This is a genomic window from Kitasatospora sp. NPDC059088 (assembly GCF_042738155.1).
Taxonomy (GTDB): domain Bacteria; phylum Actinomycetota; class Actinomycetes; order Streptomycetales; family Streptomycetaceae; genus Kitasatospora.
In genome coordinates this window covers 39,892-53,040 of sequence record NZ_JBHYGR010000060.1, presented here as the reverse complement: position 1 = coordinate 53,040, position 13,149 = coordinate 39,892, and the positions used below count along the sequence as shown (strand labels likewise).

Annotated in this window: 9 protein-coding genes and 1 pseudogene; all 10 read right to left on the bottom strand. The window is 72.2% G+C overall.

Going from position 1 to position 13,149, the window contains the following annotated elements:
• Window positions 1-49: 49 nt before the first annotated feature.
• Window positions 50-2,590 (bottom strand): annotated as a pseudogene (cydD, locus tag ACFWXO_RS25365) (thiol reductant ABC exporter subunit CydD); the annotation flags it as partial.
• Between the two features lie 4 nt (window positions 2,591-2,594).
• Window positions 2,595-3,632 (bottom strand): cytochrome d ubiquinol oxidase subunit II, encoded by a 1,038-nt coding sequence (gene cydB, locus ACFWXO_RS25360; RefSeq protein WP_380526194.1) that lies wholly within the window; start codon window positions 3,630-3,632, stop codon window positions 2,595-2,597.
• Between the two features lie 56 nt (window positions 3,633-3,688).
• A complete protein-coding gene (locus ACFWXO_RS25355; protein ID WP_375895324.1) occupies window positions 3,689-5,233 on the bottom strand; it encodes a cytochrome ubiquinol oxidase subunit I in 1,545 nt (514 codons plus the stop codon).
• A gap of 378 nt (window positions 5,234-5,611) precedes the next feature.
• On the bottom strand, window positions 5,612-6,979 hold the full coding sequence (locus ACFWXO_RS25350) for an oxygenase MpaB family protein (RefSeq protein WP_380526192.1): 1,368 nt from the start codon (window positions 6,977-6,979) through the stop codon (window positions 5,612-5,614).
• A complete protein-coding gene (locus ACFWXO_RS25345; protein WP_380526190.1) occupies window positions 6,972-7,553 on the bottom strand; it encodes a Uma2 family endonuclease in 582 nt (193 codons plus the stop codon). Before ACFWXO_RS25345 ends, ACFWXO_RS25350 begins: the two co-directional genes overlap by 8 nt.
• Window positions 7,554-7,818: 265 nt before the next feature.
• Window positions 7,819-8,748 carry an LAETG motif-containing sortase-dependent surface protein gene (locus tag ACFWXO_RS25340; RefSeq protein WP_380526188.1) on the bottom strand — a complete coding sequence of 310 codons (930 nt, stop codon included), beginning with the start codon at window positions 8,746-8,748 and terminating at the stop codon, window positions 7,819-7,821.
• Window positions 8,749-8,933: 185 nt separating this feature from the next.
• Window positions 8,934-10,445 carry a sensor histidine kinase gene (locus ACFWXO_RS25335; protein ID WP_380526186.1) on the bottom strand — a complete coding sequence of 504 codons (1,512 nt, stop codon included), beginning with the start codon at window positions 10,443-10,445 and terminating at the stop codon, window positions 8,934-8,936.
• An 11-nt stretch (window positions 10,446-10,456) separates the two neighbouring features.
• A complete protein-coding gene (locus ACFWXO_RS25330; protein WP_380526184.1) occupies window positions 10,457-11,173 on the bottom strand; it encodes a response regulator transcription factor in 717 nt (238 codons plus the stop codon).
• Between the two features lie 341 nt (window positions 11,174-11,514).
• Window positions 11,515-11,991 (bottom strand): carboxymuconolactone decarboxylase family protein, encoded by a 477-nt coding sequence (locus ACFWXO_RS25325; protein ID WP_375895897.1) that lies wholly within the window; start codon window positions 11,989-11,991, stop codon window positions 11,515-11,517.
• A gap of 88 nt (window positions 11,992-12,079) precedes the next feature.
• Entirely contained in the window at window positions 12,080-12,823 is a 744-nt protein-coding gene (locus ACFWXO_RS25320; protein WP_375895900.1) for a helix-turn-helix domain-containing protein, read from the bottom strand.
• Window positions 12,824-13,149: the final 326 nt, after the last annotated feature.

The following is a 13,149-nucleotide window of genomic DNA, read 5'->3' as shown; positions in this document are numbered from 1 at the left end:
GGTGCTTCTCGGAGCGGGATCAGGCGTTGCGACGGCGACGCGCGAAGAAGAGGGCGCCGATGCCGCTGGCGAGCAGGCCGACGGCGGCCGCGGCGACCACGGTCAGCCCGGTGAGCAGGGTGATCAGCCCGGTGCCGAGCGCGGTGGTGGCGGCGGAGCGGGCGGCGAGGCCGGTCAGGGCGGCGTCGGCGCTGCGGACGGCGGCCAGTCGGGCGGGCAGCGCGCCGGCCACGGTGAGTTCGGCGGTGCCGGTGAGGCCGTCCACCACGGCGGTGGCCAGGCGGCCGCGGGCGGGGGCCTGGCGCTGCTCGGCGCCGGCCGACCAGCGGGCGGCCAGCGCGGGCACCAGCACTCCGGCGAGCAGCAGTCCGAGGCCGAGCACCAGCCCGGCGGCGGGCAGGAAGGCGCCCATCGCGACGGCCGAGGCGAGCGCGACCACGGCCGCGACGGAGGCGGGCAGCCGCCAGCGCAGGTGGTGGTCCTGGATCGCGTCGACGTCGGCGACCAGCCGGGAGAGCAGGTCGCCGCGCCGGAAGGCGGGCAGTCCGGCGGGGGCGAGCACGGTCAGCCGGCGGTACACGGCGGCCCGCAGGGTGCCGAGGGTGCGCAGCACCGCGTCGTGGGAGACCAGCCGTTCGGCGTAGCGGAAGACGCTGCGGCCGATGCCGAAGGCGCGGACGGAGGTGACGGCCATCATCAGGTAGAGCACCGGGGGCATCTGGGAGGCCCGGGAGATGAGGTAGCCGGAGGTGGCCATCAGGGCGACGGCGCTGCCCAGGGCGAGCGCGCCGAGCAGCACCGACAGGGCCAGCCGGGGGGCGGCGGGTTCGGCCTCCGGCTCCTCCGGCGCGGCGGGGGCGGGAGTGGGCTCGCCGGTGTGGGCGAGCGGCACGACCGGGGCCGGGGCGCCGGCGGCGGAGGCGGAGGCGGAGGCGGCGACGGGCCCCGCCAGCCGGATCCGCTGCTCGGCGACCGCCAGCAGCGCCGGCCGGTGGGCGACCACCAGCACGGTGCGCGCCGGGTCCTCGGCGAGGGTCCGGACGGCGGCCACGACGGCCGCCTCGGAGTCGCCGTCCAGGTGGGCGGTGGGCTCGTCGAGGAGCACCAGCGGCCGGTCGTCGGCGAGCAGGACCCGGGCGAGGGCGAGGCGCTGGCGCTGGCCGGCCGAGAGCCCGGCGCCGTCCTCCCCCAGCTCGGCGTCCAGGTCGGTGACGAAGTCGAGCGCGTGGGCGGCTCGCAGCGCCGTCCACAGCTGCGCGTCGGGGGCCTCGGGGCGGTGCAGCCGCAGGTTGTCGGCGATCGTCCCGGCGAACAGGTGGGGGCGCTGGGGCACCCAGGCGATCTGCCGTCGCCAGCTGTCCGGCTCCAGGTCGGCGAGGTCGTGGGTGCTGCCGTCGGCGGCGGTGATCCGGACGGTGCCGGCCTCGGGGGCGGTGAGGCCGAGCAGGACGGCCAGCAGGGTGGACTTGCCGGCCCCGCTGGGCCCGGTGAGGGCGGTGCTGGAGCCGGGGCGCAGGGTGAGTGCGGCGCCGTCCAGGGCGGGCAGGGCGCGGCCGGGGTGGCGCACGGTCAGGCCCTCGGCGGTGATCACGGCGCCGGTGAGGTCGGGGGCGGGGCGGGTGCCGGCGGCGGGCAGCGGGGTCTCCAGCACCCGGAAGATCTCGTCGGCGGCGGTGAGCCCCTCGACGCTGGAGTGGTAGAGCGCGCCGACCTGGCGGATCGGGAAGTACACCTCGGGGGCGAGGACCAGGATCAGCAGCCCGGTCTCCAGGTCCATGCTGCCGTCGACCAGCCGGAAGCCGACGGTGACCGCGACCAGGGCGACGGAGAGGGTGGAGAGCAGTTCCAGGGCGAAGGAGGAGATGAAGGCGATCCGCAGGGTGCGCAGGGTGGCCTTGCGGTAGTCGGCGGTGATCCGGGCGATGGTGGCGGCCTGGGTGCGGGCCCGGTTGAACACCTTGAGGGTGGGCAGGCCGGCGACCACGTCCAGGAAGTGGTGGGAGAGCCGGGCCAGGGTGTTCCACTGCCGGTCCATCCGGGACTGGGTGGCCATCCCGATGAGCACCATGAACAGCGGGATGAGCGGCAGCGTCCCGGCGATGATCGCGGCGGAGGTGAGGTCGGCGCCGCCGATCCGCAGCAGCACGATGACCGGCACGACCACGGCGAGCGCGAGCTGCGGCAGGTAGCGGGCGAAGTAGTCGTCGAGGGCGTCGATGCCCCGGGTGGCGAGGGTGGTGAGTTCGCCGGTGCGCCGGCCCGCCAGGTAGGACGGGCCGAGCGCGGTGGCGTGGTCGAGCAGCCGGCGCCGCAGGGTGGACTTCACCCGGGCGACGGACCGGTGCGCAGTGAGTTCGGTGAGCCAGCCGACCAGCCCGCGGCCGACGGCGGTCAGGGCGAGCAGGACCAGCGGGGTGGTCAGTTCGCCGAGGCCGGCCCCGCGCTGGAAGGCGCGGACCACGATCTCGGCGATCAGGCTCGCCTGGGCGACCACCAGGACCGCGCCCGCCCCGCCGAGGAGCACGGATCCGGCGAGGAAGGCACGGGTGGTGCGGGCGTGCGCGAGCAGGCGCGGGTCGACCGGCTGCACGGCGTCAGGCCCGGTCGGCCGGGGCGGCGGGCTGCTGACCGGCCTGGTGGCCGGGGATGTGCTGGACCCCGATCCGCTTGCGGAACACCCAGTAGGTCCAGCCCTGGTAGAGCAGCACCAGCGGGGTGAAGACGGCGGCCACGATGGTCATCAGCTTGAGCGTGTACGGCGAGGAGGCCGCGTTGGTGACGGTCAGGCTCCAGTCCGGGTTGAGCGTGGACGGCATGACGTTCGGGAAGAGCGCCAGGAAGAGCATCGCCACGGCGGCCACGATGGTCGCCCCGGAGAGGATGAACGCCCAGCCCTCGCGGCCGAGTTGGTTGGCCGCAAGGGCGCCGGCCAGGGCCAGCACCGCGGCCACCAGGGCGGCCAGGCTGCGTCCGTTGCCGCTGTCCGCCTGGGTCCAGACCAGGAAGGCGAGGGCGAGGACGGCGGCGGCCAGGCCCGCGTACCGGGCGGCCCGGCGGGCCCGCTCACGGATCTCGCCGACGGTCTTGAGCGCCGCGAACACCGCGCCGTGGAAGGTGAACAGGGTGAGCGTCACCAGCCCGCCGAGCAGCGCGTACGGGTTGAGCAGGTCGGCGAGGCCGCCGACGTAGTTCTTCTGCGCGTCGATGTCCACGCCGCGGACGATGTTGGCGAAGGCCACGCCCCACAGGAAGGCCGGCAGGAGGGAGGTCCAGAAGATCGCCTCCTCCCAGTTGCGCTGCCACCGGGCGCCGTCCCGCTTGGCCCGGTACTCGAAGGCCACGCCGCGGACGATCAGGCAGACCAGGATGGCCAGCAGCGGGATGTAGAAGCCGCTGAACAGGGTCGCGTACCAGTCCGGGAAGGCGGCGAAGGTGGCGCCGCCGGCGGTCAGCAGCCAGACCTCGTTGCCGTCCCAGACCGGGCCGATGGTGTTGATCAGGACCCGCCGCTCGGCGGTGTCGCGGGCGAGCGGCTTGGTGAGGATGCCGATCCCGAAGTCGAAGCCCTCCAGGAAGAAGTAGCCGATCCACAGGACCGCGATCAGCACGAACCAGACGTCGTGGAGTTGCATGACCCTAGGTCTCCTTTCCGTGGGTCAGTACGGTTCAGTACGGGTTCAGTACGGGTTCAGTAGGCGAAGGCGAGCGGCTTGTCGGCGTCCTCGTCCGCGGCCGGGCCGCGCAGCGACGGGTCCTTGGCCGGGGGCTGCTCGGTCACCACCGGGCCCGCCTTGGCGTACTTGACCAGCAGCCGGACCTCGACGACGGCGAGGATCGCGTACAGCGTGGTGAAGGTGGCCAGCGCGCCGATCTGGGTGCCGATGCCGACGTTCGGGGAGACGGCGCTCGCGGTGGTCATCAGGCCGAAGACGGCCCAGGGCTGACGGCCCATCTCGGTGAAGATCCAGCCGAAGCTGTTGGCGATCAGCGGGAAGCCCATGGTCAGGATGCCGATCCGCCAGCTCCACTTGGTGAGCAGCGGCCCCATCTCCTTGGACGGGGTGAGCATCAGCCGGGGCACCTCGGTGTCGCCGGTGCGGAACTCGGGGCGCAGCAGGAACTTCCGGCGGGTGGTCCAGAGTCCGATCAGGGCGGCGACGAAGGAGGTCATCCCGAAGCCGATCATGAAGCGGAAGCCCCAGTACGTCACGAAGACGCTCGGGATGTAGTCCTTGGGGTCGCCGCCGTGCGCGGCGGCCTCGGCGGCCGCGGTGTCGTTGATGCCGGGCACGGAGGAGCTGAAATCGCTGTGGGCGAGGAAGGAGAGTATCCCGGGGATCTCCAGCTCGACCGAGTTGTGGCCCTTGCTGACGTCGCCGACCGCGAAGATCGAGAACGGCGCGGGCGACTGGGTGTCCCACAGTGCCTCGGCGGCGGCCATCTTCATCGGCTGCTGCTCGAACATGACCTTGCCGAGGGTGTCACCGCTGAGCGCGGTGCCGGCGCCGAAGACCACGGCGAGGACCAGGCCGAGCCGCAGCGAGGTGCGCATCACGGCGGTCTTCTTCGGGTCGGCGCCCTCGGGCTTGCGCTTGGCCTTCCAGAGGTGGAAGGAGGAGATGCCGACCATGAAGGCGGCGCCGGTGAGGAAGGCGGCGGTCAGGGTGTGGAAGACGACGGTGAGGGTGGTGTTCTGGAACAGCACCGCGGCGATGTCGGTGAGCTGCGCCTTGCCGGTGGCCGGGTCGATCGCGTAGCCGACCGGGTGCTGCATCCAGGAGTTGGCGGCCAGGATGAAGTAGGCGGAGAGCACGGTGCCCAGCGCGACCATCCACATGCAGGCGCAGTGGATCTTCTTCGGCAGCTTGTCCCAGCCGAAGATCCACAGGCCGATGAAGGTGGACTCGAAGAAGAAGGCGATCAGCGCCTCCATCGCGAGCGGGGCGCCGAAGACGTCACCGACGAAGCGGGAGTAGTCGGACCAGTTCATGCCGAACTGGAATTCCTGGACGATTCCGGTGACGACGCCCATCGCGATGTTGATGAGGAAGAGCTTTCCCCAGAACTTCGTCGCGTGGAAGTACTTCTCCTTGTTCGTACGCACCCAGGCGGTCTCCAGCCCGGCCACGATCGCGGCCAGGCTGATGGTGAGCGGTACGAAGAGGAAGTGGTAGACGGTGGTGACTCCGAATTGCCATCGCGCGATCGTCTCGTGAGCGATTGCCAGTTCCACGTCGCCCTCTCTCCCAACCGGCCCTTTCTCAGGGCGTGTTCCGGACAAACTTCATCTATAGCCGTAGACCGCCGCACACCCGTGCAAGCTTGTCCGCTTGTGAACGTGAACACGTTCACAAGCACAGTATCCACCATCCTTACGGGGGAACCGCAGGTGGGGTGGGGTTGACATCCCTGTGCGGTGCGTCACGGTGTGTGCGGGCGGTGCGCACAGTCTGCGGACCGGCCGGGCCCGGGGCAACGAACGAGCGGGCGGACGGCGCGCCGCTCTTGGCCGAACCGGCGCTTGACAGCGGCACGCCCCGCTCGCGGTCGCGGGCGGGGCGTGCTAGGCGCCGAGCGCCTGCTCGGCTGTGGGCTTGTGAGCGGACCTCGGCTACGGACGGCCGAGGAGCTGGGCGCCCGAGGTCGAGTCGGCCCGGGCGGTGAAGAACTCGGTGAAGCCCCCCACGAACTCCTCCACCGTGATCCGCCCGTCCCCGTCCGTGTCCAACTGGCGGAAACCGTGCGACAGCTCGGCCGGGTGCACCCGCGGGCCGCCGAACACCGCGCGGTACTCGTCGAACTCCAGGAAGCCGCTGCCGTCGGTGTCGGCCGCGGTGAACACCGCCCGCAGAGCGGGCAGCAGCCCCTGCTCCAGGTACGCGTCGTCCCGGTCGCAGCCCGCCAGCGTCCCCGCCACGAACTCCTCCCGGCTCACCTCGCCGTTCCCGTCGGCGTCCATCGCCACCCGCAGCTGCTCCCACCACCCGTCGAAGGCCGCGTACACCCGGGCCTCCGCGGCCTCGTCCAACTCCAGCTGCCAGCACACGTTGTGGGCCATCGCCCGCAGGTCGTGCACGGTGATCACGCCGTCCCCGGTCTGGTCGAGCACCTCGCGGAAGAACCGGTCCACCCGGGAGCCGCGCGCGTCCCGGCGCTGCGGCCGCAGCCGGCGCGGCGGGGCCTGCTCCTCCGGGGCCCGGTAGCGCAGCCGCTCCGGGAGGCGCGGCACGACGATCCCGGCACCGCGGTGCAGCAGCACCGACAGCAGGGCACCCCGCCGGGTCCGGACCAGGCCGAACCGCTCCCGCACGACCGGCGGCAGGTCCGCCACCGTCAACTCACGGAGCAGCCGGGCGACCAGGGACCGGGTGACCCGCCACCCGGCGTCCCCGAGGAACCACAGCCGGCGCGGGCGGGGCGCCTCGTGCAGGATGTCGTCCAGGAGGTAGCGGGCGGCCTCGGTGAACTCCAGCTTCTCGGCGGCGTACCGGGCGAAGTACCCGGGCAGGTCGGCGGCGGTCTTCGGGAGCTCCTCCTCCGGCAGCTCGAAGGCCGCGATCGCCTCCCTGAACTCCGCGTACACCAGCTCCAGTTGGTCCGCGTCGTAGCCGTCCCCGCCGAGCCGCCGCATGGCCGCCACGCACTCGAACAGCGTCAGCAGCACCCACACCCTGGTCGCCGCGTCCCGGGCGTCGTACGCCTGGCCGTCCGGCATCGTGCCGCTGATCCGCTTGTGGGCGCGGTTCAGCCGGGCCACCTCCCGGCGCAGGGCGTCCGCGTCCGCGTAGAACAGCCGCCGGCCACTGCCCAGGGTGTGCTCGATCCGCCGCCACGGGTGTGCCCGGTAGGTGGAGTGCTCGTGCATCCCGGCGCCCACCACCGGATCCGCCGCCTGGAGGATCAGCAACCGCCAGGCGACGAGGGCGATCCGCCACTCGGAGAGGTCCCGCTTGAAGGAGACGGACGTCGGATCAACCACGGGGCTCTCCGGTGATCCCGGGGCCGATCACGAAGCCCTTGGCCGGGCCCTCGGGGATCACGGCCTCCTTGCCGTACGGGATCCGGGCCGCGTACTCGTACGCGCGGCGCTCACGATCCGGCCCGGTGAGGATGGTCACCACGCCGCCGTTCTCGTGATCGTCGATGATCACGTACACCGGGATGCCGGCACGGGCGTAGGCGCGGTGCTTGAGGACGTGGTCGCGCGTGCGGTTCTCAGAACCGGGCGAGACGGTCTCCACGACCAGCGCGACGCTGGAAGCCAGTACGCCCTTGCCCTCGGGATGCTCGACCGATTCGATGTCCTTCGGTGCGACGAACACGTCGGGGATCAAGACCTTGAGTCCGTCGATGACGTTGCAGTCGTTCCCGGGCCTCCATTCACTGCCACGCAGGTGGAGGAAGAGATCCTCCAAGACCCGGTTGTTCACATCGAAATGACGGCTGCTGCCCGTGGGTGACACCGCGAGGGTCTCCTCGATGATCTCCAGGCGATAGCCCTCAGGCAGTTCCGAGGACTTCCACACGTCCCAAAGCACCTGGTCCAGGTTCACGACGGCCACCTCAGCAACTAGCACGCTCACGAGACACCTCTTCTCCGGTCCAGTGTGATGAGCCTGCGCGATCTCGCACAAGCGACGGCAGCACGGTCGCACACGACCGGAGGGCTGATCGGGTGAATGGCCCGGGGTTCACCCGAACGGGGCGTTTGGGGTGCGGAAACGCGAAACCGCAGGGCAGGCCGGAAGGGGCCTGCCCTGCGGTGGCGGGGGTGCCGGGGTCCGCGTCCTCCTCCCGAGCGGGCGCGGACCGGGTGGGTCAGGAGGTGGGGCGGGCGCCCTTGCGGCGCGAGACGTAGAGGGCGGCGGCGCCGAGGCCGATGGCGGTGGCGGCGCCGAGGGCGAGGTACGGGGTGGCCGGGTTGGAGCCGGTCTCGGCGAGCTCGGTGGCCGAACCGGTGGTCGCTGTGGTGGTCGCGGTGGTGGTCGCGGCGGCGGCCTTGGTGTCGGTGGAGCTCGAAGTCTTCACCGTAGTGGTCGACTTGTCGGTGACCGGGGTGACGGTGCCGGGCTGCTGGGCGCCCTGGTCGGCGGGCTTGTCGGCCGGCTTCTCGGCGGGCTTGTCCGCCGGCTTCTCGACCGGCTTCTCGGCGGGCTTCTCCGCCGCGGCCTTGGCGTCGGCGAGGGCCTTGTCGGCGGTGTTCTTCGCGACCAGGGCGGCGTCGACCGCCGTGTTGGCCTCGTTGGCCTTGCGGTAGAGGTCGACCTTGGCGTCGTCCGCCGCCGTGCCGGTGGCCGCGGCGGCCGCCTGGGCCTTCTTCTCGGCGGCGATGGCGGCGTTGGCCTTGTCCATCGCCTTCAGCAGGTCCTGCCGGGCCTTCTCGCGCTCGGCGTCCGACGCCTTGTCGTAGACGGACATGGCCTGGTGGAGCTCGTCCTCGGCGGCGGTCCGGGCCTCGGTGGCCTTCTTGGCGGCGGCCTGGGCCTCGCGGTGCTTGGCGAGGTAGGGCTCCGGGTCGAAGGCTTCGAGCTTGGCCGCGATGTCGGCCTGCTCGGTCTTGGCCTTCTGGTAGGCCTTGGCCGCGTCGGCGGCGGCCTTCTCCAGGGCGGCGATCGAGCCGGTGTCGTTCTGGGTCGGGGCCGCCGGAGCCGACTCCGCGAAGGCGGGTGCCGCGGGGAGGACGGCGGCGGGCGAGAGCACGGCGGCGACGAGGGCGGCCGAGACCAGCGTACGGCGGAGTTTCACCATGACCCCTTTCGGGTCGAAAAGGAAAGCACATGCCCTTGCCGGGGCGCCTTCTGACGCTCCGGCAGTGCCGATCATAGGCATACGGATTCTTTGCTCTCCATGCCGGTTTCCGGCAATGGGAGGGACGCCGTAATTGCCCGGTCCGCAGCGGAATTGACGAGTCGACAAAGACGGTCGACAAGGGCTCAGGAAACCCGGTCGCCATTCGTGGGCAGTTCGACCCGGAACGTAGCGCCGGCGCCCGGGGCGGTGTCCAGGGTGAGGGTGCCGCCGTGGGCGCGGGTGAGGGCGGTGGCGATGGCGAGGCCGAGTCCGCCGCCGCCGCCGTTGTCGCGGCTGCGGGAGGCGTCGACCCGGTAGAAGCGGTCGAAGACCCGCTGGGCCTGCTCCTCGGTGAGGCCCGGCCCGGTGTCGGCGACCTCCAGCAGGCAGACCCCGTCGGGCCCGCCGCCGACCCCGATCCGCACCGGGGTGCCGGGCGGGGTGTGCTTGACGGCGTTGCCGACCAGGTTGGTGACCACCTGCCGCAGCCGCGCCTCGTCTCCGAGGACGGGCGCCGCTCCGGGCGCGCCGGTGCCGGCCGGGCCGGTGAGGGCGACCGGGCGGCTGGGGTCGAGCGCGGTAAGGTCGTGCAGGGCGTCGGCGGCGAGGGTGCGCAGGTCCATCGGGGCGAGGTCGAGCGGGCGTTCCTCGTCGAGCCGGGCGAGCACCAGCAGGTCCTCGACCAGGGTGCCCATCCGGACGGCCTCGCTCTCGATCCGGCTCATGGTCCGGGTGACGTCCGCCCCGGTGGGCAGCGCGCCCATCCGGTACAGCTCGGCGAAGCCGCGGATGCCGGCCAGCGGGGTGCGCAGTTCGTGCGAGGCGTCGGCGACGAAGCGCCGCATCCGGGCCTCGGACTCGGCGCGGGCCGCGAAGGCCGCCTCGATCTGGGTGAGCATGCCGTTGAGCGCGACGGACAGCCGTCCGACCTCGGTGCCGGGGGAGAGTTCCGGCATCCGGTGCGAGAGTTCGCCGGCCGCGATCCGCGCGGCGCCCTCCTCGATCCGCCGCAGCGGCCGCAGTCCGGCCCGGACGGCGAAGAAGCCGAGCGCGGCGATGAGCAGCAGGACGCCGCCGCCGATGGCCAGGAAGGAGGTGCTCAGCCGGCCGACGGTGGTGTCGATGTCCTCGCGGGAGACGGCGACCATGACGTAGGTCGGGGTGCTGACCGGGGAGGCGAACACGCCGGGCCCGGGGGTCGGCGTGCGCGGGGCCTGGATCGGCAGCACCAGGACCCGCCAGCTGTGGTGGCCGCGCTGGTCGGGCAGGTCGAAGGGGGTGTCGGGGGCGGTCTGGGTCGGGTCCAGGCCGCCGAGTTGGGGGGCCGGGTCGGTGTCCGAGACGGGCTGGCGGAGCGAGGTCTGGACCTTGCCGTCCGCGGACAGCCACTGCACCAGGTACTGGCTGGGCAGGCTGATCCGGCGCCCCGAGACGACCGGCTTGCTGCTGCCCGGGGTACTCACCTGCATCGGCGCCTTGCGGGACAACGGCACGCCGTAGCGCTGGAGTTGCTCGTCCAGCTGCTCCACCAGCTGGGCCCGCACGGCGCCCAGCACGAAGGTGTCGCTGACCGCGAGCCCGGTGGTCACCAGCACGAGGGCGAGGACCAGGAGCCGGGCGCGCAGCGACAGCCGGGAGGTGAAGCGGGTGAACACGGGCCGGCCCGTCAGCCCTGCGGGGGGCGGCGCAGCGCGTAGCCGATGCCGCGCACGGTGTGGATCAGCTTGGGGCCGTGCGCCGGGCCGGAGTCGAGCTTGCGGCGCAGGTAGGAGATGTACGACTCGACGATGGAGAGGTCGCCGCCGAAGTCGTAGGCCCAGACGTGGTCGAGGATCTGCGCCTTGGACACCACCCGGCCGACGTTGGCCATCAGGTAGTGCAGCAGCTTGAACTCGGTCGGGGAGAGCGCGACCGGGGTGCCGGCCCTGGTCACCTCGTGGGCGACCGGGTCGAGGCTGAGGTCGGCCACCAGCAGGCGCCCGTCCTCGGCGGGGCCGCCGGCCCGGCGCAGGATCGCCCGGATCCGGGCGATCAGCTCCTCCAGGCTGAACGGCTTGGTGACGTAGTCGTCCGCGCCCGCGGCCAGGCCCTGCACCTTGTCGCCGACGCCGTCCTTGGCGGTGAGGAACAGCACCGGCAGGTGGTCGCCCGGGTGTCCGTGCGCGGGCCCGGCTATCTGGCCCCGGTTGGTGCGCTCGCGCAGCTTCTCGACGACGGTGAAACCGTCGAGGTCGGGCAGCATCACGTCGAGGACCACCAGGTCCGGACGTTCTACGGCGATCAGTTCCAGCGCTTCCGTCCCGCTCGCGGCGGAGGCGACCCGGAATCCGGAGAAGCGCAGCGAGGCTGCGAGCAGTTCGCGGATGTTCGGCTCGTCGTCCACAACGAGGAGGAAAGCCTCGCCCTGGCCCCCGGCCACGGCGGGGCCGCCCGGTGTGGTGACAGTGCCTTGCACGGGGGTTCCGCCTCCCGGTCGGACGATGACGTTCAGCATGAGGCTAGCCCCCGGAGGCTATGCGGCATGGATGAATGTTGGATTAACACCTTAACGGTCGGTTTTGCGGTGACAAGCCCCCTGGGGTGGGGCTCGGTGGTGTGCGCACGGGCCGGTCACGCCCCCACCCGCCCGCGGCGGCCGCGGACGGCGGCGGGCGGCGGCGAACCGCGGCGGACGGCGGCGGGCGGTCGGACGGGGTGCCGCCCGACCGCGCACACACTCTCGGCTCAGTGCTGGGCGAACTGGCCCGGCCGGTAGTCCCCGGCGGGCTGGCGGATCATGACGTTGCCCCGGTTGAAGGCGTTGATCAGCGCGATGACGCAGACCAGCGCCGCGAGCTGCTCCTCGTCGTAGTGCTTCGCCGCGTTCGCCCATGCCTCGTCCGTCACCCCGCCCCCGTCGGCGAGCCGGCTGCCCTGCTCGGCCAGCTCCAGGGCGGCCCGCTCGGCGTCGGTGAAGACGGTGGCCTCGCGCCAGACCGCCACCAGGTTCAGCCTGGTCGCCTCCTCCCCCGCGTGCACGGCGTCCTTGAAGTGCATGTCGACGCAGAACCCGCAGCCGTTGATCTGGCTGGCCCGCAGCCGCACCAGCTCCTGGGTCGCGTACGGCAGCGTCGAGTCGGCGATCGGCTGGTTCGCGGCGATCAGGTGCTTGTAGACCTTGGTCATGACCGGGTTGGCGAAGGGGTTCAGTCGGGCTTCCACGGTGTGCTCCCTCGGGTTCGGCACTTCCTTGTCGTTCTCTTGGACAAGGTGGCCGGGCGCCGTGTGACACGCCGGACGGTGACCCCCGTCACACCTCCGCGCCCTCCGCGTCCTCCCCGCCCAGCGGCTTCGCGTGCAGCACCTCGCGGCCCTGTTCGGCGGCGCGGGCGATCGACTCGGAGACGAAGTCCAGGAAGCGGGCGATGTTCTCCAGCCGGTTGCCCGCCGGGGTCCCGCCGCCGAGGATGCCGACGCCCTGCCGGGCGGTGTCGACGAGCTGGGCGGTGGCCTGGGCGCTGACCATCATCGAGCGGTACCAGATGTCGTCGTCCACGAAGTAGCGCTCGCGGCGCCGCTCGTCGCGCTCCCGGGTCACCATGCCCTGGCTCTCCAGGAAGGCGATCGACTTGGAGATGGTCGCCGGGCTGACCTGGAGGCGCTCGACCAGCTCGGCGGCGGTGAGGCTGCCCGCGTCGGTGAGGTAGAGGCAGGCCAGCACCCGGGACATCATCCGGGGCATGCCGGACTGCATCAGGACGGCGGTGAACACCTCCTCGTACGCGTGCACCGCCTCGGCGTCCCGGCCGTGCGGCTGCGGGGTGGCGCCCGGCCCCTGGGGCGCGGACTGCCGCCGGCGCTGGGCGCGGTGTCCGGTGGCGCGGTGGGCGAGGTCGGCGCGGTAGGTGGCGGGGCCGCCGTTGCGCATCACCTCGCGGGTGACGGTCGAGGTCGGCCGGTCGAGGCGCCTGGCGATCTCCGCGTACGCGAGGTCGTCGGCCAGTCCCAGCGCGATCTGCTGGCGTTCCTGCTGGGTGAGCCTGCCGCCCGGCATCGCGGCCTCCTTCGGGATCGATGGTCTCTGCGCTCTCCGTCCACGATAGCGTCCACCGTCAATCCATTGCAACGAAAGGCGGCCCGGGCTCGTTGCATTCCCCGCAGGTCTCTGGCGCTGATCCCTGGCAACCTACCTGCGAAAATAGGATTTCTCTTGCCGCGATGCGATGAGCAGAACGATGAACGCAACGTAGCTTTTCCTACGTCAGAAACCAAGGGGCCAAGAGTGGTCCCGCAGCGCCGGGGGGGGGGGGGGGGGGGGGGGGGGGGCGGGGGCCCGCGCCGCCGCACGCGCCCCACCAGGGGCGCGAGGGGGAGGAGCGG